The organism is Pedobacter sp. GW821-FHT01D05 (assembly GCF_059422505.1).
Genome location: NZ_JBWKXA010000008.1, coordinates 30,638 through 52,750, shown reverse-complemented (window position 1 = coordinate 52,750; position 22,113 = coordinate 30,638). Strand labels below are relative to the sequence as shown.

Here is a 22,113-nt window from a genome sequence, read left to right as displayed (position 1 = left end):
AATATGGTTTTGGGGTATCACATTTAAAAAGAAAAGAAATGAAAATATTAATGAATAAAAAAAGCATAATCCCGTTTCTGTTATCTGTATTGGTAGCTTTGGGGATCGCATCTTGTAAGAAAGATGATGCAGAAGGCGGAAAGGGTGCGCCAACCATTACTAGGGTACGTACCATCAGTAAATCTTACATCGATAGTAAATTAACAACAACCATCACCACTTACGATGCGAATGGAAAAGCGACATCAGTTACCTTTCCGAATACTACGCCTCAAGTTGTTGCAATGGATTCGACAACAACCGATGGGAATCTGCAGAATATGTACGCCATTATCGGTACGAATTTAGCAAGTGTTACCACGGTTTCGTTTAATGGGCTGTCTGTATATTTTAATAAAGCCTTGGGCTCAGATAGTACAATTTTGGTGGGTATTCCAAAAAACACCCCTGCTGGGCCAACCCAAAGTAATACTTTGTCAGTTACAACCCTTTACGGAAAGGTGGATTATAAATTTTCGATATTACTTCCTCCACCAACGGTTACAGAAGCTTCTAACTATAATTTTTCTGCTAACGCTGAAATTACTTTAACCGGTATCGGGCTTGCCAGTGTTACCGATATTCAACTGGGCACCTCCACTGCTAAAGCAACAATTTTAACTAAAAACGATACCGAATTAACGCTTAAAATGCCAAGCTCTACGCTCACTTCTACAACCTTACTGCTAACTTATCCAGGAGGACAGGTTGCGCCAAAGCAGGTTTATGTTAATCTCGATCTGGCCTATAAGTTCTTTACAGAAGATTATGGTACAAATTGGAGTGGCAATTTTTGGGGAAGTGGTGAAGTATCTTCAGCAGCGGCAAAATCAGGTGTAAAATCACTGAAGCTTAATTATGCAAAAGGTAACTGGAGTGCTAATGGTGTGGCCAACTGGAATGTGGGGTTGCCTAGTACCGGGGGCTATAACTACTTATCTTTCTACATCAAGGGCGGTTCTCAGGATTATACTTTATATATCACTGGTGATAAACGTGCCGGAGGTTATGGAAACGGAGACCAGTCTGCTCCAATAACGGTTAAAGCAAATGTTTGGAACTACTATAAGATTTCACTCTCTACATTAGGGCTTTGGGCTACAGGATCGCCTTCAAATGTTTTGGGTTTCTGGATTAAGGGACCCGATGCGCAGGATGAAAGCTTCTATATAGACGATTGGATTCTTGTAAAATAAAACTAAAATAACTTTAACCCGGCCCGTCATAGAACAGGAGTGATGTGCCGGGTTTTTTATGCCCTGAAATAAAAAAAAATATGGATTTTTTTCAAAAAAGAATGTTTAGGATTATTTTGTTATTTACGCTGATACTTTCCTTTTCAGCTTCAAATGCTCAGAAACCAGCCTTTGTTAAATCGCTTGGCCACCAGTTTGTAATTAATGGAGCTCCTTACTATTATGTGGGGGCAAACTACTGGTACGGCGGGTTGCTTGCTTTACAAAGAGACCCTGTTAGGGGAAAACAGAGATTGGTCAAAGAACTTGATTTTTTGAAATCGCAGGGCATAAATAACCTCCGTGTTCTGGTTGGCTCAGAGGGTGAAGGGAAAATTAATGGGGTTGATCGTGTTAAACCCGCATTGCAGGCCCAGCATTTGGTTTTTAATGCTGAACTTTTAAAAGGATTGGATTTTTTATTGGTAGAAATGGCAAAACGCAAGATGCATGCTGTTTTGTTTTTAAGCAATAACTGGGAGTGGAGCGGCGGTTTTCTCCAATACCTGAACTGGAACGGCCAGATTGATAATGAAACACTAAAACGAAAGTTGAATTGGGATGAGCAACGTGATTATACGAGTAAGTTTTATAGTTGCGAAGCCTGTAAAAGCGATTATCAAAAGCAGTTAAAATTTATACTCGGGCACAAAAATACTTACTCAGGTAAAAAATATGTTAATGAGCCTGCTATTATGGCCTGGGAGCTTGCAAATGAGCCACGGCCAATGCGGACTGATGCTGTTGATAATTATAAAAAATTGATTTCTACCACTGCCAATTTTATTAAATCAATTGATAAGAACCATCTTGTTACTATAGGCACCGGAGGTTTTATGGGGACTGATGAGAATTGGGATTTGTTTAAGGAGATTCATGCAGATAAAAACATTGATTATTTAACTATCCACATCTGGCCAAAAAACTGGGGCTGGTTTAAAGATGCGCCCACGGCTGAAAACCTACCTTTGGTTATTGAAAAAACAGCTGCTTACATTAATAGGCATGAAAGCATTGCCCGGCAATTAAATAAACCGCTTGTAATTGAGGAGTTTGGCCTGCCAAGGGATGGGCATGCTTTTGATCCATCATCAACAACCAAATTACGGGATGAATATTTCGGAAATATTTTCGCATTGTGGGCAGATAGCCGGAAGAATAAAGGTGCAATTGCGGGCTGTAATTTTTGGGCATTTGGAGGAACATCAAGACCTATACCAGGACAGTTGTTCTGGAAAGACGGCGATGAATTCTCTGGCGATCCCCCGCAGGAAGAGCAAGGGTTAAATGCTGTTTTCGATTCGGATAAATCTACCTGGAAAACTATACAAACCCATTTAAAAAAGTAATCCAGCCCCTATAAACCAACTATTCATGAACCTAAAAAATATATGCTTCGGAGTTGCAATGGCTGCTATTGCATTCTTTTCCTGTAAAAAGAATGGAGAAGAGGCCGTTGAAAACCCAACTATACTCCCTGTTTTGCCAGTTACCACTGTAACGGATTTACCAGCGGTTAAAACCTGGTTGGTAGATAAAAATGCAACAGACGAAACCGCTTCCCTTTTCTATAACCTGAAACAGATTGCAAAAAACAATGTTCTTTTTGGTCATCAGGACGATACGAAAAGAGGGGTAACAGGTGCGGCATCGCAATGGGCTAACGAACAGCAGTTTTCGGGGATTTCTTCCACGCAAAGTGATGTTAAAACGGTTACAGGTGTTTATCCTGCAGTTTATGGTCACGATTTTATCCATATGACAAATTTTGCAGCGGGTGCCTGGTTCGATTACGAAAAATCGATCGCCCGCACCCTCACCATCGAGGCTTATAACCGTGGAGGAATAAATACCTATTGCTGGCATTATGCAAACCCGGTTTCAAAGGGCGGGTTTTATTGGTCAGATTCTCCGGTTACGGCAGTTAACCAGGTTTTGCCCGGCGGATCGGCAAACGAAACTTTTAAGGCTTCGTTAAAAATTGTAGCAGATTACGCTAAAACCCTTATTGGTGCAGATGGGAAACTGATTCCTGTTATTTTTCGCCCTTTTCATGAAATGGATGGCAGCTGGTTCTGGTGGGGAAGTGGACATTGCTCAGCCGCAGAATATATTGCCATGTATCAGTACACGGTTAAATACCTTCGGGACGATTTGGGCGTAAGGAATTTTCTTTATGCATGGTCTCCAGACCGGAATTTTAATTCCCAAACCCAGTATCTAACTTATTATCCTGGAGATGAATACGTAGATTTGGTGGGTACCGATAATTATGAAGATATGAAAGCAGGTGTTTCGCCAGATATTGCAGCGTCAAAATTTAAAATCGTTTCCGATTACGCTAAGGCACATAATAAATTAGCAGCGCTGACAGAAACTGGTCTGCAAAACTTAACCAAAACAGATTGGTTTACGCAGCAACTGCTAAAATCCCTGAAAAATCAGCACCTGGAATTTGCTTATGTACTGCTTTGGGCAAATACCAAAGATGCTTATTGGACACCCTATGCCGGGCATCCTGCGGCAAGTGATTTTATGGCTTTTAAGAATGATGGTTTTGCGCTTTTTGCCGATAAAATGCCTTCAGTGTACCGTATTAAATAGATTCCTTATGAAAAAAGTTGTGTTACTTTCAGTATTTGTCTTTTTCGCTATCACCTCCTTTGCCCAAAATGTAAACTGGGTGGAGCGCAACGGCGCATTAAAAGTTGTTGATGGGAAAATTTTAAACAGTAAAAATATCCAGCCGCAACTTCGTGGCATAAGTTTATCATGGAGCATTTGGGAAGGAAAAAAATATTATAACCAGGATGTTGTAAACTGGCTTCAGTCTGATTTTAATATTAGCTTATTGCGCGTTTCAATGGCGGTACAGCCAGATGGAGGTTATCTGCAGAATCCGGTAGAGCAGGAAGAACTGGTAACCAGAACAATCGATGCTGCAGTTAAGAAAAATCTGTATGTGCTGATTGATTGGCACGATCACCATGCAAACGAACATCTGGATCAGTCAAAAATGTTTTTTGCAAAAATGGCTAAAAGATATGCTGGCAAACCCAATATCATTTATGAGATATTTAATGAGCCAGAAAAAATTACATGGCCGGCTGTTAAAGATTATGCGGTACAGGTGATTGCCGAAATCAGAAAATACGATACCGAAAACATAATTGTTGTAGGTAGTCCGCATTGGGATCAGGACATTGATGTAGCGGCCAAAGATCCAATTAAAGGATTCAGCAACATTGCTTATTCATTTCATTTTTACGCTTCAGAACCAAGCCATCAAGAAATTTTAATGAAGCGGGCCGACGAGGCTATTTCTTCAGGTCTGCCAGTTTTTGTAACAGAGTGGGGCGTTGGAGAGGCCAATGGCGACGGTAAGTTTGATGTTGAAAAAACGGATAAATGGTTTTCCTGGATGGAGAAAAATAAATTGAGCTGGGCAAACTGGAATATTACCGATAAAAAAGAAACCACTGCACTGCTGGTACCTGGAGCATCTCCGAAAGGGAAATGGAAGCCAGAAATGCTCACACCGGCAGGAAAATATATTAAGAAGCAACTCAGAAAACTGAATAAATAATCAGGCTGCCCGATTTAAATAAATACCCTTGTTCCTGAAAAATTCTCTCTAAATTCTTTAGGTGTGCAGTGTTTCTTTTTCTTGAATAGCCGGTTAAAGTTTGAAATGTTGTTAAACCCGCAATTGTAAGAAATCTCTGCTACTGAATGTGTCGTTTCGATAAGCATGCGGGTAGCATGACCCAGACGAATTTCATTCAGGCTATCAATAAAGGTATTTCCCGTCCGTTTTTTAATAAACCGGCTGAAAGAAATCTCTGCCATGCTAACCAGTTTGGCTAAATCTTTCAGGGTAATGGGCTTATCAAAATTGGCATTCATAAATTCGAAAGCCTTATCAATCCTTCTACTGTTGTAATTTAATACCTGGTCGTTGTTAAAAGTAGCATCTGATAGCACCCGCATACTTTTCGAGGTAGATAAATCATGAAGGATACTCATCAGTTCAAGAACAGAATCAAAACCCTGCAGCTGGTTTATATCCAAAATACGTTTGTAAACCTTTTCAATGGTTTCACGGGGGAACAGAATACCCCTAACCGAGCGTTCGAACATTTTACGGATAAAACTTAGCTGGTTCCTGCGCAGCATTTTGTCATCAAAAAGGTCTTTGTGCCACTGGATTGTGACTTCGGTAATTTCTTCGCTTTTGCAATTGTGGGTAGTCCAAACATGGGAAAGATTAGGGCCAACAAGTACCAGTTCCATATCTGTAATTTCTTCAATATTATCGCCAACAATCCGTTTAGCACCCGGTGCATTCAAAATTAAATTAAGTTCAAATTCTTCATGGAAATGGAGCGGGAAATCAAAATCCTGTTTTACCCTGGAAAATATAGTGAAACAATCGTTCTGGGTAAGGGGGGTAATTTCTTTAATGATGTTATTCATAACTTTTAGTTCTGAAAAAAATATTTTTAAGATAAAAGAACATTGATGCAATGTAATAAAAAAATATTTGTTTGTTTATATTTTGAGCCGTAATTGGAGGTGAAATAAGACGTATTATATATTGATTGGTTAAAATAGTATTATTGTTTATGTTAATTACATCGGTATTTTAGATAATTATTATGAGCGCCAAAATACTAGCCAAAATAGATTCGAATGATTAAAAAAATAGTCCCGTTGTTCTTGTTTTTTTGTATGCTTTTCGTTGCTGTTTTCGGGCAGTTAATAGATAGAAAAGCTACGCCCGAAACTAAAAACCTATATAAGAATTTAATCAGGCTTTCTGGCAAAAAAGTATTGTTTGGTCACCAGGATGATATGGCCTATGGTGTTGGTTGGAAATATCAGGAAGGCAGAAGCGATATCAAGGATCTAACTGGAGAATATCCAGCTGTTTTTGGCTGGGATGTCTCGGGACTGGAGACGGGTAAAACGCAGAATATTGATGGTGTTCCCTTTGAAAAAATGCGGGGGTACATCAAAAAAGCCTATGACATGGGTGCAATAAATACCCTGAGCTGGCATATGGATAATCCCTTTAACGGAAAAACCTCGTGGGATACCGTTTCAGTAGCCGTTAGATCGATTCTTCCAAAAGGGGCAAAGCATATGCTTTATAAAAGCTGGTTAGACAGGTTTTCTGTATTTGTAAACTCATTGAAAGGAACTGACGGAAAATTGATTCCTATTTTATTCAGGCCATTCCATGAAAATGGTGGCGGCTGGTTCTGGTGGGGTAAAAAATCCTGCAGCCCTCAGGAATATGAGGCGTTGTGGCAGTTTACTGTTCAGTATTTAAGGGATAAAAAGCATCTGCACAATCTGATTTATGTGTTTAATCCATGTGATTTTAAAACCGAAGAACAGTATCTGGAGCGCTATCCGGGCAATAATTTTATTGATGTACTCAGTTTTGATTACTATCAGTATGGTGGGATAGAAAAAGGTGTGTTATTTAAGCAAGATGTTTCCACCTGCCTGGCCATCCAGAACAAGATTGCCAAAAAGACTAGAAAATTAAGTGCGCTTGCTGAAACAGGCTTTGTGGAAATTCCTGATGCTGCTTGGTGGACAGGTGTTTTTTCTAAGGCAATTGAGGATAATAAACCATCTTATGTGCTATTCTGGCGAAATGCAGGCTGTCGCGAAAAAGAAAAAGACAACCATTATTATGCGCCTTATCCCGGTCAGGTTTCCGCACCAGATTTCCTGGGGTTTTTAAAGGGTAATAATATTCTTCTTCAAAAGGGGCTAAGAAGATATTCAATCTATAAATAGCGTGGGAAGGAAATCATTTCATTAATATTATAACACAAATAACCATATACAACAGTGCAATAACCAAATAAATGAAATTACAATTAATAGATGTCTTAATCATTATCCTCTACCTCGCCACAATGATTTTTATTGGCTTTTGGTACCGGAAAAAGGCAAAACAGAATAAAGAAAGTTATATGATGGGCGGTAAATCACTGCCTTGGTATAAACTCGGCTTGAGTGATGCATCAGATATGTTCGATATTAGTGGAACCATGTGGATGGTGGCATTATGTTTTGTTTATGGATTAAAAAGCATTTGGATTCCCTGGCTCTGGCCGGTATTCAATCAGGTTTTTATGATGATGTTCCTAAGTAAATGGTTGCGTAGAAGCAATGCAAATACGGGTGCAGAATGGCTGCAAACACGGTTTGGTTCAATAGGTAAAGGAGTAAAAAGTTCTCATATTGTTGTAATTGCATTTGCATTGATCAGCTGTTTTGGGTTTTTGGCCTATGGTTTTATCGGACTGGGCAAATTCATGGAAATTTTCATCCCATGGGATTATGTAAAAGGCTATGTACCCTTTGATATCCCCACCAGGTATGTCCCCCATTTCTATGGGATCGTATTTACACTTTTCGCTATGTTTTATTCCATTTTAGGAGGTATGCACAGTATCGTTCTGGGCGATATGATCAAATATGCTTTTATGACGGTTGGCTGTCTGGCAATTGCCGTTATCGCCATGAACCATCTCCACGGACAGACTTTAAATGTTCCCAAAGGCTGGGACGATCCTTTTTTTAGCTGGAAACTGGATCTGGACTGGAGTAAAATTGCCGCCGATGCCAATAAAAAAATTGCCGATGACGGTTTCAGTCTGTTCGGGATTTTCTTTGGAATGATGCTTTTGAAAGGTGTTTTTGCCTCTTTGGCGGGCCCGGCGCCAAACTACGACATGCAGAAGGTGCTCAGTACCAGAAGCCCCAAAGAGGCGAGTAAAATGACCGGCTTTGTAAGCATCATATTACTGCCCATCCGCTACTCCATGGTAATCGGTTTAACCGTGCTCGCACTTTTATATTACAACCAGATTTATTTAAAAGGGCCGGACGGGGTTACAGACTTTGAAAGGATTTTACCCGCAACAATCAACAATTTTTTACCGGTCGGGATTTTAGGTATTGTACTTACAGGATTGTTAGGCGCATTTATGGGTACTTTCAGCGGAACGCTTAATGCTGCCCAGGCTTATATCGTTAATGATATTTATTTAAAATACATCAATCCAAAAGCCAGTACAAAGAAGGTCATTAACATGAATTATATCGTTGGTATAATAGTGGTAACAATAGGGGTAGTTCTGGGTTTCTTCGCCAACAATGTAAACGATATCCTTCAATGGATCGTCGGTGGCCTGTACGGTGGTTATGTAGCTGCCAACTGCCTGAAATGGTATTGGTGGCGGTTTAATGCCAATGGGTTTTTCTGGGGAATGGCTGTTGGGATAGCGGCTGCCCTGGCAATGCCCTATGTTACCCACGGTTTACCACTTTACTGGTGGCCATTACTGTTTGTACTTTCTATGATCGGCTGTATCGTAGGTACTTACGCTGCTCCCCCAACAGATGAAACGGTCTTAAAATCATTCTACAAAACTGTAAGGCCATGGGGATTTTGGAAACCCGTTCATGAACTTGTTGTTGCTGAAGACCCAACTTTTCAGGGGAATAAAAGATTTAAACTCGATATGTTTAATGTAGTACTTGGGATAATTGCCCAGCTGTGTTTAACCATTCTGCCAATGTATTTTATATTGAGTATGCACACGCCGCTGTTTATCACCGTAGCTGTTTTAGCTGTAATCGTATTGATCCTGAAAAGAACCTGGTGGAATAAATTAGAAGATTAAAAAAAATAATAGCATATTTTTATGATAGATTTTGAGAAAAGAAAAAAGCAGTTAGAAGAAGAACACAAAAAAATAGTTGCGCTTAAAAATAAGAAGCTGGCTTTGGGGAATGGGATTTTCGATAGGTATGAAAACCCTATTTTAACTGCTGCACATGTACCATTAAATTGGAAATACGATTTTAATTCACAGAGCAATCCTTATTTATTGGAGCGGATCGGTATAAATGCAACTTTTAATGCTGGTGCGATTAAGTTTAACAACAAGTATATCTTAATTGTAAGGGTGGAGGGAGCCGACCGGAAATCGTTTTTTGCCGTGGCGGAAAGCGACAACGGAATAGATAATTTTAATTTCTGGGAGGAGCCTGTAACGCTTCCGGAAGGGGATAACCCTGATACCAATGTTTACGATATGCGCATTGTTGCGCATGAAGATGGTTGGATGTACGGTCTGTTCTGTACGGAAAGAAAAGATCCTAATGCGCCTGCGCACGACCAATCGATGGCGGTAGCACAATGTGGAATTGTTCGCACTAAAGATTTAAAGACCTGGGAGCGTTTGGCCGATCTGAAAACCCCCTCGCCACAACAGCGGAACGTAGTATTGCATCCAGAGTTTGTTGATGGACAATATGCTTTTTATACACGTCCGCAGGATGGCTTTATTGAAAGCGGGACCGGTGGCGGAATCGGGTTCGGATTAAGTGCTTCAATTGAAAATGCGGTTATTGAAAAGGAACTGATTGTCGACAATAAAAACTATCACACCGTTTACGAAGCTAAAAACGGAATGGGACCAGAGCCGATCAAAACAGAATATGGCTGGTTGTTTTTGGCCCATGGGGTGAGAAATACAGCCGCAGGTTTACGCTATGTGCTATACATGTTTATGACCGATCTAAAGGATCTGACCAAGGTGATCTATAAACCTGCAGGTTATTTTTTGGCTCCGGAAGGCGAAGAACGTATCGGGGATGTTTCTAACGTGGTTTTTAGCAACGGCTGGATTTTGGACGAGCAGGGAACGGTGTTTATCTATTATGCCTCATCAGATACAAGGATGCATGTTGCAACCAGTACACTTGATATATTGGTGGATTATGTGATGAACACACCAGCAGATGGATTGCGCTCAGCTGCCACGGTTGATCGGATTTTGGGCAATATTGAAAAAAATAAAGTGGGTTCTGTAATTTAGGCATAAATTGAGATCGGATTTAATAAAATATAAAGAAGAGTTAAGCCTGGAGCTGGAAAATATTCTGAGCTATTGGAAGAACTTTACTGTTGATGAAGTTAACGGAGGCTTTGTAGGTAAGATTGATAATAATAACAATATTGATTATTCTGCTCCAAAAGGAAGTGTTTTAAATGCAAGGATCCTATGGTCGTTTTCTGCTGCTTACAATCTAAATGCAGATCCTGGATATCTGGAAATGGCAGATAGGGCCTTTCAATATATAAATGACTATTTTATCGATAAAGAATTTGGGGGTGTTTATTGGCTGCTCGATGCTAAGGGTAGCCCTGTTGATACCAAAAAGCAGGTTTATGCTATAGCTTTTACCATTTATGCTTTTAGTGAGTATTTTAGTGCAAGCAAGAACCCCTTTGCAAAAGAAAAGGCTATCGAGCTATACAATGGCTTAATCAAACATAGTTATGATATTGAAAGAGGAGGGTATCTCGAGGCCTTCAACCGCGAATGGAATTCTTTAGATGATCTAAGGCTTAGTGAGAAGGACGCGAACGAAAAAAAGACGATGAATACGCATCTTCATGTTCTGGAGGCTTTTACAACGCTTTATCGGATCTGGCCGAATGAAAACTTAAGACGTAAAATTATTGAGCTTGTGCACTGCTTTACCACGCAGATAATCAATAAGGAAACGGGGAGCCTGATTTTGTTTTTTGATGAGAACTGGGAAGCCAAATCAGATATAGTTTCTTATGGACACGACATAGAAGCCGCCTGGTTACTGCTGGAAGCTGCAGAAGCTGTTCACGATGAGGCGCTGACGGGCATGGTAAAAACAGTTTCGGTGAAGATGGCCGAAGCTGCCAAGAATGGCCTTGACGCTGATGGAGGACTGTGGTATGAATATGATCCTTCCAGGAATCATCTTGTCAGGGAAAAGCATTGGTGGGTACAGGCAGAGGCTATGGTTGGGTTTTTTAATGCATGGCAGTTATCAACAGATGAAAGCTTTCTGGAGATCAGTCTGAAAAATTGGGAGTCCGTGAAACGTAAAATCATCAATTATCAAAAAGGAGAATGGTTTTGGGGTGTAAATGAACAGGATGAAGTTATGCAAGGTGAAGATAAGGTAGGTGTCTGGAAATGTCCTTATCATAATAGTAGGGCCTGTGTGGAGTTAATTAAAAGGATTGATTTATACCTCTAGCTGCAGGATTATCTTCGCGTAGCAGACAGACTCCGGATTAGTTATCATTCTGGTCGTAGCGTCTCGCTAAGGCCTAAACAAAATCAATTTATAACAAAAAAAACAATCTTTCTATGAGCTTTTAATCAGTAGGGTCAATGTGCGGAAGTTGGACCCTGCACGCGCATTGCGAGGCCATAGTAAATTTTGAAAAAGTGTTGAAGAATAAGATTGAAAGGCAGTATTACTAGCGGACGCTCATGTATTGGCATATCGGCAAACAGATTTTGAAGAAGAATAGCTGGACGCTGCAGTAAATGGAAAGGCAGATTTGGAGCAACCTTTACAGATGCTTTTATTAAGCAATGATTTTTATCGTCTCGATTTTACTTATACTTTGTTTTTTGCAGGTGTTCCACTTATAGTATCGTAAACTTGAAAACTGCAGATTCTGACTTGTTGCCCAACCTGTCTTTTGTTATGATTTTCCAGTAATAAAGAGTTCCAGAAGTTACAATCACAGGAAATGTTGTTCCTGTATAGTCTGCTTTGTACAATGGTGGGTTGCTTGTCGTTCCGAAATATACGTCGTAGCCGAAAATATCCCGGTCGGGATCATCACCTATCCATATAAGATTTGTTTTACCTGCTGAGGCGTAAAATTTAGCCTCCATTAATGGGAAAGTTAATTCTGCCGGATACGGGGCATAAGAAGAGGTAGCTTCTCCCGCATTATAGAATTTCCAAATATCACTTTCCAATGTAAGGTTATTTAAGCTCGATTTGGTTTGCACCGACCATGAATAGTGAGCATTTTTAGTCAATGCCATTTCAATTTCTGTTCCATTAGTGGTACCAGTTGTCAATTCAGAGGTGGTTAAGTTTTTGATCGTTACGATGTAACCTGCAGAAAATGCAGATTCATGCCACTTAAATTTAATTGTATTCCTGGTGCTACTAATAGATGTGCCCGTGATACAAACCTCATCTTTGGCAGGTGTAATTAATAGGGCTTTGGTAGTTTCCTTAGGTGCAGGTAACACCGGATCTGAAGGTGGTGCCGGCTCAACAGTCTTTTTAGTGCAACTAAATAGGCTACATACCAGAAGCATTAGTAAAATTGATCTTACGATACTCATTTTTTGAGGATTTTGGTTTGACTAACAAAATTATCGGCGGCAACTTTTAATATATACATACCAGAGGTAAATGATGAGAGATCCAGGGTGATTTCTACGCCATCAAGCATTTTCTTTTTGGTAAACACCAGCCGGCCACTTAAATCATATACATCAATATTTACCACTTTTTGATAATACTCTGGCCCCATGCCAACAGTTAAAATCTGATCAAATGGGTTTGGATAGGCGGTTATTCCTGATGCCAGCGATATATTTTTTTTGATGATGCCTTGACAGCTGAGATCTGAAGATATCGTTAGATTATTGTTTCCTGGTTGAAGAGCTAATGTAATCTGATTATTTTTTGTGGTATACTTTTCGCCATTTAAATCAATATGATAGGTAGTAGCACCACCTAAATTAAGGGTAATAGTTTTATCATTCACTATTGAAGAAAACAGAGCAAGGTCTTTAGGTTCGGTAATTACTACCTCAAAACACTGCTTGTAATCTGTATACTCCGCTACGGTAATACATACACTGTAGGTGCCAGCCTGGAGAGCGCCTACATTGAGGTTCGACCTGAAGTTATAGGTTTTGTTGTAGGCTGTACCGGTAATGATAGCACTATAGTTCATATCCGTTCCGGCACTGATCGAAATCTCTCCGTTATTAGATGATCTACAAGTCTCATTTGTTGCCTTAACCTTAAAAATAGTTGAAGGAAGCGTGTTTAATAATGTAAAAGTGAAGGGTTGAGAAATAAGTTGTTTATTGTTGTGCAGGATAGCAGCAGTGTATGAACCGCCTTCATCTACAACGATGGTACTTGAAGTAGCTCCAGGGACAATTGTCCCATTTATTCGCCATTCGTAGGTGAAACTCGTACCGGAATTTGCGCTTAGGCTTAATTTTGTGTTGAGATAGTATGGGGCGCCCTTGTCGGCCGAAATCACCGGTGCCTTTGCCAAGACAAATCCTGCCATGGTAGAAGTTCCATAAGGTGTATTCACAATTATATCTCCCGAGCGGACAAACTCTGACGAAGGTAGTTTGACCGAAATTGTATTATCGTCTAGCACAGTAAAAGGCGTTTTTAATGAAAACCATACCTCCGTTGCTTCGGTGAAGTATTTACCCTTTATGATAACTGTTTCTCCAAATTCAGCAACCATCGGGCTGAAAGAAGTAATTACTGGCGGAGGTGTATATTTAAACTGAAGATAGTCGTTGGTCCCCTCTGAAGTGGTTAAAGTAACAGGTCCACTTCCTCCTGCGCCAACTACGGCAGTGATGAGGGTAGGGGACTCGATTTTAAATGACGATGCAGGTACTCCTCCAAAACTTACACCAGTAACCGAACTAAAATTGAATCCATTTAAGCTTACTGTTTGACCTTCTGGTCCTGATGCCGGCGACAAAGAACTTAATACAGGTTTGATAATAGGCTTGCTAAAAAGTACTGCAGAAGATGAAAACTCCGAAAAGGTGATGATATCCGGTTTGCCATCCTCATCCAGATCGGCCGCCATACCCAGTATGGGGTTATGAGGCTGGGAGTATTTTACGGCTCCAGCAAAGGATATTGTTCCGGGCTGACTGATATTTTTTAATATAGACACAGCGCCGGTTGCGGTAAATAAATCGACTTTCCCATCTCCATCTAGATCAGAGAGATTAATCATTGGAATGATATAACCTTCATCTGCAAACTTCAGCGGTGCAGCAAAGCTGATTGTACTTATTGAGCTGGTATTTCTGAAAGCTAGAACACTGTTGGAAGCAACCAGCAGATCGGTTTTGCCATCATCATCAAGATCGCCAGCAACTACATCTACTGCCTCGTTTGTAACTGGAAATACAATTGCTGGATCGAAAGTAATCTGAGAGCCAACGCTGGTGTTCTTATGGATGACAAGTTGATTTGAATTACGGCTCGAATAGGCCAAATCAAGCTTTCCATCATTGTTGAAATCCTGTAATGTAATTTTGGTTACCCATCCCTGCCCTGGCAGGTCTATTCGTTCTCCGAATTTTAACGTTCCATCGGTGCTTTCGTTTCTGAAAATAGATACTTTTTTATCCGCGTAGTTTGCTATGGCAACATCTATTCTCCCATCACCGTCAAAATCGCCAATTTTTATGTCACTCAGTGTTTGAAATGAGCTTTCGCCCGCGACAAAATCGTATTCAATAAGGGAAATTTTACCTGGAATGGAAGCGTTTTTAAACACATGGAATCTATAGGGAGAGTAAGTAACCAGTTCTGGTTTTCCATCTCCATCCATATCGCTGACAATACTGGTTTCAGGTGTGTTGATCATAGGAATAACCAATGATTTCTCATAGGAAATGTCGCCATTCTTTTTAATTGCATGATATATGTGGAACGATTTATCATTCACATTGTTAAGGGCATAGATAATATCCAGTAATCCATCGCCATCCAAATCCCCTACGGTTCCTTTCTTATAGCCAGACTGTGGGCGAATGGCTGGGGCAAAAGATTTTTCCGTAAAACCAGTATAATCTCCCGGAAATGTGAGCATGAAAGAATTAATGCTTGACCCAAACAATCCATTGGTGAACACGGAAATAGGAGCATATGTTGCTTTGGAGGGAACGGTAACGGTGAGCGTTGTGGTGGTGGCTGCGGTTACTGTACCGTAAGCTAGGCCGAATAATACCTTATTTTCCGAAGGAGTTTCGCTAAAATTTTTTCCAGTTATGGTTATAGATGTTCCGGCATTGGCCCTTATTGGTGAAATGGAATTAATGATGGGCGGTAAGCCATACGAAAAACCAGGCAAGCTCGAAGACCCGAAGGGATTGCTAACAGTAATATTGCCGGTAGCACCATAGCCAAGGGTTGCCGTAATTTGTGTTGGAGAATCGATCACAAATTTTGCTGCCTGACTTCCCCCAAAACTAACCTCGGTAACACCATTGAAATTTGCCCCGCTAATGATGACGAGGTCACCTTTTTTAGCGTTTGAAGGAGAGAAGGATAATACAAAAGGGGTGTTGCTTACCTTGTTTTTGAGATAAGCAATTACGGCATTTTCTTCACTCTGGAAAATGATGTCGGGCTTTCCGTCCTGATTGATGTCGCCAGCTTCAATGGTTTTTACATTGCTGAGTGTGTTGAAGCTAACCTTTTGGGTTAGTTTTGGATTCCCGATTGAACTGATATTGGTTAATACTGCTACAGATTTGTTGATCTCACTGTTATAGAAAGCATCGGGCCGGCCATCACCATTCAAATCGTGAAAATGGAGATTTGTTGGACTTACTGCTACCTGATATTTTAAAGGGGCAGAAAAGAGGAACGAATTATTTCCAATGTTTGTATGGATGTTAAGCTCATTGAGGCTGCTACTGATGGTTACAATATCTATTTTATGATCTCCATCTACATCGAGAGCCGCAAATTCCGACGGCCTATCGCTTGGCACTTCCAAAGTTTTGGTAAACAGAATTTTGTCTAAAGTGCTGACGTTTTTATAGATTTCAAATTTATTTAATGAGGAAAAGGTAATTAGGTCAAGCTTGCCATCATTATCAAAATCGTTAATTTCCACAATCGGGCTGTAAATCTCACCGTAATTTGCAAAGCTGATATTGCCAGGGCTTGAAGTATTTTTCCTGATAATGCCACCAGTAATAAAATCTGGTTTTCCATCACCATCAAGGTCTTTGAAGCCGAAATAAGGTGTATTGCCCGTGGAAAGCACTGTTGGTGATGAAAAGGAAATCTTTCCTGGGGTTGAGGTATTCTGGTAAATAAATATGCCCTGTATTACAGTGGCATCCTTAACTGCAAGGTCAGGTTTGCCATCACCATCGATATCTGAAGCGTTGAAAACAAGCTCCGATGATTTGAAAAGCAAGCTAACCCGCTCATCGAATTTCGCCTCACCAGCTAAGCCCTTGTTTCGATAAACGGCTAATTCATTACGGTCAGTTAAGCCTTTGATTAAAACAATAATATCTAAAAAGCCATCACCATCGAAATCATGGAGTTTAAAATCGCTGGGCTTAGAGGAGATAGGTAGATCAATTTTTTCGGCAAAGGAATTGTCGGCTATGCTGTTTTCGCCAGTTAAGGATTGTATAAAGGGACTTTTGCTGTAGGCAGTAAGGGAATTTGTGGTTACAGAAAGAGGCTTAAAGGTGGAAACTTTTGGCACTTCTACTTCTATAGTTGTAGCGGTGCTGCTGAGTACTTTACCTTTAACGTCACCAAACATGACAATGTTCCCATTAATTAGATTGCTAAAGTTGCTGCCGGTAATGGTAATGCTACCTCCAATAGTGTTAAAACGCGGAGTGAAATCAGTAATTCTGGGCGGATTGTAAAAAGTAAAGCCTGGCATCGTATGTGATCCATTTTTAGTTGTCACTCTTACCGGTCCGCTTTCTGCTGCGCCTACAATAGCTGAAATGGAAGATGTGCTGTTTACGGTGAAGGATTTAACAGGGGTGTTGCCTATGCTAACAGCCGTAGTTCCCGAAAAACCAGATCCTTTAATAACAACAAGTTCACCATTTGTGCCGCTTGAGGGCGTAAATGATTCAATCGTGGGTAACATCAAAAAATCTGGCAACACCGAAGTTCCGCCTAAAGTAGAAACAGCCAGGTTTCCTGATTCACCATCAGCCACTACTGCATCGATTCTGGTAGAAGAGTGCACTACATAAGATAATGCAGGGGTTCCTCCAAAAGTTACCGAGGTGACATTTGTGAAATTGTTGCCTATAATTGTTACTGTTTGACCTTTAACAGCACTGCCAGGTGAGAAGGAAGCTATTGTTGGTGGGGGAAGGTAGTTAAAACCAGGTAGTGAAGAAAAGCCACTGGGGCCACTTACATACACCTCTCCTGATTTACCAGCACCTACTTTTGCTGTAATAGTAGTAGGCGAAATCACTGTAAATGAACTAGCATTTGTCCCCCCAAAGCTAACTTTAGTAGCACCGGTAAAATTTACTCCTGTTATCGTAACTGTAGCACCCACGCCAGCATCTTTAGGGGTAAAATCTTTTATTTGTACTCCTTGTGGAAGCACAATTTCCTTGGTTAAGGAAATAGTTTGCGAACCGCTTTTAGCTATCAGGGTAATTTTGTTCTTTAAGTTACTATTGTCTCTTTGAAAAGATGCATCGTATGTTTTGGCAATACTCACGTCGTTGAGTAGCCATTCAAAACTATAGTCGGACTTTGAATAATTCTGTAGTTTTACAGTATTTGTCGTTGGGAGTGTGCTTATATCGATGGTAAAAATTGGGTTAAGAATAGGAGTGCCGCCTCCATTTGTAGTAGATTCGATAAAACCATAGCCACCTCCAACCCAAAAGGTATTTGAATCCCAGAATTGGGCATCATAATGGGTATAACTTAGATAACTAAAACTGTTATCCCTGGGAAGAGGCTCCCAGTTTTTGCCACCGTTTGAAGTTTTGTAAACTGTATAATTTGCCCCTAGACCATATCCCAAATTATCGTCAAAAAATTTTAATCTTTCAAAGAGCTGGGGGGCATTTTCAGGATTGTTCTTTAAGCTCCAGGTAGCCCCGCCGTCAGCGCTATAGTAAATATAACCATATGAGTTCTGAAAGTTCAACCAGATTTTCGAGGAGGATAAGTGGCTTACACTTCGAATTATTGAGGATGAAAAACCTGTTGGAAGGTTGGTTTTTGCAAAGGAGACGCCATTGTTTGTTGATCGGATGATTTCCTCATGACCTATAACTGCAACAAAAGTACCAAATGATTCGATCTGTTTATACCCGGCATCTGTTGATCTATAGATTTCAGCCCAGGTCTGGCCTTTATTCGTTGTTTTAAGTACTCGATCTTCATCTGCAGCGTACCCGATGCTGCCGTTGTCGGGGAAAACCATATCGACAATGTGTGAAAATTTCGTATTGCTGCTTTGCTGATGGAAGACAAGTTTAAATGTTTCTCCACCGTCCGCTGAGGTAAGAATTGAAGGTACCAGCCCATAGTCCCCGTATACCATCAGATTGCTTTTATCGAATGCCTTAACTCCTGAAATTGCAAAACCAAAGGTCAGGTTTGTAGAAAAGCCATTGTAGTTAACATTGGATAGTGTAATTCTTTTCTTCTGAAATGAAAGTCCTCCATCGGTGGTATAGCCAATCCAATCTCTAAAAGCAATATAGCCTTCTGTTTTAGAATAGAAACAGATTTTGCGGACTTCATTGTCCTCATTATCATCTTTGTAAATCTGTTTAAGCTGGCTATGTGCTTGGTTGAATACAAAAGACAGGCAAATAAATACTAGGAGCGTTTTGATAAGAAATTTCACGGAGCATAATTTTTGCTAAAATAACATTTTTTCAGAATAGTTATGTTTAACGACAGATAATACCAACAGCCAACTATCCTTAGAATTCCACAGGAGTTCTAAGGATTAGTCAATAGAAAAAATCTCTAACTCGGTTTAGATCAGGCTGAGTTTACAAGCTCAACATTATTCATAATCTTTAGCGGCACTGGGCTTAACGCTATGGACGGACTGGGAAATCGGAATTTCCTGTAGAAGACTATGTCTATATTAAATTATGATGAAACAAGGAAGCGGTTGTTGCGAATTTAAGGCGGAATCTATATCTTCATCACCAGAAATAAAACGCTACAATTTATCATTACTTTAGAAATCAACGGTAAGGCCGCCGATAAAAAATCCTACCGGCACAAACGCTCCATTCGTTCACATGAAAACAAATCGCAATAACCGCTCGCAAAAGTCAAAATTGATCCCTTTTAAGTATATTTTATTGCTGCTGCTCTCCTTTTCAATAGGATCGGCCCAAGCTCAAAAGGAACTACTCGATACCCTTAAAATCACACCGGGAATAAAAATTATCGGAATGTATCCGAACAGCGATCAACAGAAAACCTACCGGCCATACAACTTTATCATCGAAGATCCCGCGAAGATTCAGGAATTCGTTAAGCATGTTAAATTAGGAGCGGAAACCCCTAATTCATTTGAGTTTAATGGATTTGGATTGCTTGTAATTAAAGATTTTATCAGGATAGGTAACTGGACGATCAACCCCAAATTAAAGAATGCCATGGTGCATGATGGCCACAGCTACGCCTTTGATTTTGAACAGATCAGCTCCTTAAATAAACAGTTTCCTTTCGATTATGAAGTGCAAAAAAAGACTTTTGGGAAAAAGGCAGAGTTTGAAACATTTTTAGCCAGGCAAAAAAATAATGCAAATTTCCTGTTTTACTACGCGCCTCAATTCCGCTACGAAGGAAGCTTCGAAATCACTTTAAAAAAAACCGAAAAACTTTCGAACCCGAAAGCGATCAACGAATTTCTCAAACCTTATATTGAAGCCCTGGTTAAACCAAACGACTACAGGCTAGCTTATATCCTCGATGACAAAAATATGCGGGAAACAGACCAGTACACCATGACCATAACCGGACCTAAAACATTATTTGAGCAGTTAAAAGTTGAAGGTTATCAAAAGGAGAACTGGAAACCCACGGAAGAACTAGGCACTTTCTATTACAAAAAATAGTGGTTTTCTTACAGCATGGGTATTTCGGCAAAAGTGTAAGCGCTGATCGTTTGATTAGCATTTCTATGTAGAGCCTTCGCGTATACCTACTGTCCGTGGAGTTAGGCGCCCCACTATCTGTAGCGTTCCGCTGGAGTTCTACGGATTAGCCAATAAAAAAGAGTCTCCGACTCGGCCTAGATAAAATGAAATAGCTTTAACAACAAAAGACCATCTTTCGGTGAGCTTTTGATCAGTAGAGTCAAGTTTCAATATGTCTAACTTTTACGAACATGGTGAGGCAGTGGTTAATTTTGAGAAAGTTGTAACAAATAAAGTAGAGGGCCGGTATTGGCAGAAGAAACATTATAAATCAAAAAATGAATGAACATATTCAAATTGTACTCGCGCAAAGAACATATAGTGATGCAGCTTCTTTTACCCATACGCAAGGGTGATAAGTATTTTAATAACATGAAATGCGAATAAATATAATAACCCGGCGGCATATCATCCACCGGGTCTGCACTATTTATTAGCGTAACGGACAGCTTTGGCCGCCATTGTTATTACTTTGGAAATTGCCGGAATTAGTTAAATCTACCTTAGATGCCTGTAAAAGAATATATTCAATTTCTTTAAGCAGCCCACTTATTGGTGTATCGCTGGTATTGGTTAAGGCAAGAGATCCGTTGGTGCTCACTGCGCCTATTGTTTGCTCCATTCCTTTTCCGGATCTCACCATTGGGCCATAAAGTGCATGGAGCTTCAGTGGGCCAAAGTCTGTATCGTATTTCACGTTAACAAGATTGGTCACCATAATCTGATGGTTAAATGCACCCTTCAGGATCTCCAGCATTTTTTGGATATCGTTATGGCCAAAGGTTAATTCCCTGAAAAACCCCAGGTAATTGCGCACGTGCGCTACGGTTGAGGCCCCCTCAAGGCCTGTTTTTGCGAGTCTTGCCAGCTCCCAGAAAGATAGCGCCTGTTCGTTTTCAAAGAATACCGGATGTGTGGTGATATTAAGGCCAAAATTGTCATCCAGATTTAATACGCCCCTGGTGCAGATGGGCGAAATCAGTTCCATTTTAACCTCTGACCATTCCGACCGCATCTTTCTGGATGCCACAATAGCCGCTGCGCAGATGGCGCCATGAACAGTGGTGTTTTCTTCCCTGGCCCGGTTTCTAAGGCGGTCGGTTGCCGCTGCCGAAAGCCGCAGCGATGATACTTTGGGACTAACCATCCTTTGACTTATTCCCAATTCATTTTTAGGTACAGTTTGGACTGGCTCGTCATCGGGCAAACCCAAAGTTTGATCGTTGGACAGTTGGTTTTCAAATTTCTCCAGTTCTGTTCCGTTTACTGCTTTCAGCAGATCCCTGATCAGATAACTTACTGAAGTGCCGTCGGCGAGCGTGTGGTTTGCAGCAATGATCAGCACGGTAGAATCCGGCTTTTGTACCAGCACCACCCTGATAAGCGGCCCTTCTGCGGTGTTAAATCTTTGCGCCAGCTCTTTTTCTACTTCCTGTTCCCAGCAGTAGTCAGCATCAACATGGATCACCCTAAATGGAATGGGCAGCTTGTCTGTGTGCTGTTTTACTGGTCTTGAAAATTCATCCATTACGATCCTGACCGAAAGGTTGGGATGTCTGCGCTGTACTGCGGAGATGGCGAGATTCCATTTCTCAACTGTTACTGTACCTGTTATTTCTGCGGCAAGCGCAAAGTCTTTGGAATCGATCTGGTCAAGTAGCCAGAACGTTTTTTCGAATGCACCCAGGGTGCGGTCTTGTCTTGTTTTCATTAGGTCACAAATTATGTTTAAACTGCAAATCGAAATCTGGTTAGAAGCGAGCTTCTGCTCATGTTCCTATTTGTCCCTGCAAAATTCGTTTTTCAGCTACCCCGCTGGAATGGATAAATGGAAGGATGTATTGTACATTTTCCCCTGAAGGAACGGTTGATGTGTCAAAACAAAGGTTATTTACAAATGCCTTAGGAATACACCCATTTGGCTAAAGCGCGAAAAAGACAGCAGAAAATGCAAGGTATCGGTGAATAGACGA

Annotated in this window: 13 protein-coding genes; 9 read left to right on the top strand and 4 right to left on the bottom strand. The window is 40.6% G+C overall.

Annotation, left to right across the window (positions count from 1 at the left end; translation table 11 throughout):
* The first annotated feature begins 38 nt into the window (after positions 1-38).
* From AC07VK_RS22640 to AC07VK_RS22625, 4 genes are all read left to right on the top strand, one after another.
* Entirely contained in the window at positions 39-1,235 is a 1,197-nt protein-coding gene (locus AC07VK_RS22640; protein WP_492963394.1) for a cell shape determination protein CcmA, read from the top strand.
* 80 nt (positions 1,236-1,315) lie between these two features.
* Positions 1,316-2,623, top strand: a complete 1,308-nt coding sequence (locus AC07VK_RS22635) for a glycoside hydrolase 5 family protein (RefSeq protein WP_492963396.1) — start codon at positions 1,316-1,318, stop codon at positions 2,621-2,623.
* Positions 2,624-2,648: 25 nt separating this feature from the next.
* Positions 2,649-3,878 carry a glycoside hydrolase family 26 protein gene (locus tag AC07VK_RS22630; RefSeq protein ID WP_492963398.1) on the top strand — a complete coding sequence of 410 codons (1,230 nt, stop codon included), beginning with the start codon at positions 2,649-2,651 and terminating at the stop codon, positions 3,876-3,878.
* A gap of 7 nt (positions 3,879-3,885) precedes the next feature.
* The gene (locus AC07VK_RS22625; RefSeq protein ID WP_492963400.1) at positions 3,886-4,860 is read left to right on the top strand and encodes a glycoside hydrolase family 5 protein; all 975 of its coding nucleotides are present in this window, start codon (positions 3,886-3,888) and stop codon (positions 4,858-4,860) included.
* A gap of 14 nt (positions 4,861-4,874) precedes the next feature.
* On the opposite strand, the gene AC07VK_RS22620 is transcribed toward AC07VK_RS22625, so the two are convergent.
* On the bottom strand, positions 4,875-5,750 hold the full coding sequence (locus tag AC07VK_RS22620; protein WP_057930526.1) for a helix-turn-helix domain-containing protein: 876 nt from the start codon (positions 5,748-5,750) through the stop codon (positions 4,875-4,877).
* 216 nt (positions 5,751-5,966) lie between these two features.
* Between AC07VK_RS22620 and AC07VK_RS22615 the strand changes: the two genes are divergently transcribed.
* The 4 genes from AC07VK_RS22615 (at position 5,967) to AC07VK_RS22600 (ending at position 11,393) form a co-directional block, all read left to right on the top strand.
* Complete coding sequence (locus AC07VK_RS22615) at positions 5,967-7,088, top strand: glycoside hydrolase family 26 protein (RefSeq protein ID WP_492963402.1); 1,122 nt, start codon at positions 5,967-5,969, stop codon at positions 7,086-7,088.
* Positions 7,089-7,159: 71 nt separating this feature from the next.
* A complete protein-coding gene (locus tag AC07VK_RS22610) occupies positions 7,160-8,986 on the top strand; it encodes a sodium:solute symporter family protein (protein ID WP_492963404.1) in 1,827 nt (608 codons plus the stop codon).
* Between the two features lie 21 nt (positions 8,987-9,007).
* Positions 9,008-10,186, top strand: coding sequence for a glycoside hydrolase family 130 protein (locus AC07VK_RS22605; protein ID WP_492963406.1), 1,179 nt, complete (start codon positions 9,008-9,010; stop codon positions 10,184-10,186).
* Positions 10,187-10,193: 7 nt separating this feature from the next.
* Positions 10,194-11,393: an AGE family epimerase/isomerase gene (locus AC07VK_RS22600; protein ID WP_492963408.1), complete on the top strand. Its 1,200-nt coding sequence runs from the start codon at positions 10,194-10,196 to the stop codon at positions 11,391-11,393.
* A gap of 398 nt (positions 11,394-11,791) precedes the next feature.
* On the opposite strand, the gene AC07VK_RS22595 is transcribed toward AC07VK_RS22600, so the two are convergent.
* A complete protein-coding gene (locus AC07VK_RS22595; protein WP_492963410.1) occupies positions 11,792-12,511 on the bottom strand; it encodes a hypothetical protein in 720 nt (239 codons plus the stop codon).
* On the bottom strand, positions 12,508-18,825 hold the full coding sequence (locus AC07VK_RS22590) for an FG-GAP-like repeat-containing protein (RefSeq protein ID WP_492963412.1): 6,318 nt from the start codon (positions 18,823-18,825) through the stop codon (positions 12,508-12,510). Before AC07VK_RS22590 ends, AC07VK_RS22595 begins: the two co-directional genes overlap by 4 nt.
* Before the next feature lie 409 nt (positions 18,826-19,234).
* Between AC07VK_RS22590 and AC07VK_RS22585 the strand changes: the two genes are divergently transcribed.
* On the top strand, positions 19,235-20,059 hold the full coding sequence (locus AC07VK_RS22585) for a hypothetical protein (protein WP_492963414.1): 825 nt from the start codon (positions 19,235-19,237) through the stop codon (positions 20,057-20,059).
* A 514-nt stretch (positions 20,060-20,573) separates the two neighbouring features.
* Here AC07VK_RS22585 and AC07VK_RS22580 read toward each other — a convergent pair.
* On the bottom strand, positions 20,574-21,851 hold the full coding sequence (locus tag AC07VK_RS22580) for a condensation domain-containing protein (protein WP_492963416.1): 1,278 nt from the start codon (positions 21,849-21,851) through the stop codon (positions 20,574-20,576).
* Between the last annotated feature and the right edge of the window lie 262 nt (positions 21,852-22,113).

Coding starts and splice junctions, on each gene's coding strand:
- AC07VK_RS22580 (WP_492963416.1), bottom strand. CDS start 21,851: ATGAAAACAAGACAAGACCGCACCCTGGGTGCATTCGAAAAAACGTTC.
- AC07VK_RS22635 (WP_492963396.1), top strand. CDS start 1,316: ATGGATTTTTTTCAAAAAAGAATGTTTAGGATTATTTTGTTATTTACG.
- AC07VK_RS22640 (WP_492963394.1), top strand. CDS start 39: ATGAAAATATTAATGAATAAAAAAAGCATAATCCCGTTTCTGTTATCT.
- AC07VK_RS22610 (WP_492963404.1), top strand. CDS start 7,160: ATGAAATTACAATTAATAGATGTCTTAATCATTATCCTCTACCTCGCC.
- AC07VK_RS22625 (WP_492963400.1), top strand. CDS start 3,886: ATGAAAAAAGTTGTGTTACTTTCAGTATTTGTCTTTTTCGCTATCACC.
- AC07VK_RS22620 (WP_057930526.1), bottom strand. CDS start 5,750: ATGAATAACATCATTAAAGAAATTACCCCCCTTACCCAGAACGATTGT.
- AC07VK_RS22630 (WP_492963398.1), top strand. CDS start 2,649: ATGAACCTAAAAAATATATGCTTCGGAGTTGCAATGGCTGCTATTGCA.
- AC07VK_RS22595 (WP_492963410.1), bottom strand. CDS start 12,511: ATGAGTATCGTAAGATCAATTTTACTAATGCTTCTGGTATGTAGCCTA.
- AC07VK_RS22585 (WP_492963414.1), top strand. CDS start 19,235: ATGAAAACAAATCGCAATAACCGCTCGCAAAAGTCAAAATTGATCCCT.
- AC07VK_RS22615 (WP_492963402.1), top strand. CDS start 5,967: ATGATTAAAAAAATAGTCCCGTTGTTCTTGTTTTTTTGTATGCTTTTC.
- AC07VK_RS22605 (WP_492963406.1), top strand. CDS start 9,008: ATGATAGATTTTGAGAAAAGAAAAAAGCAGTTAGAAGAAGAACACAAA.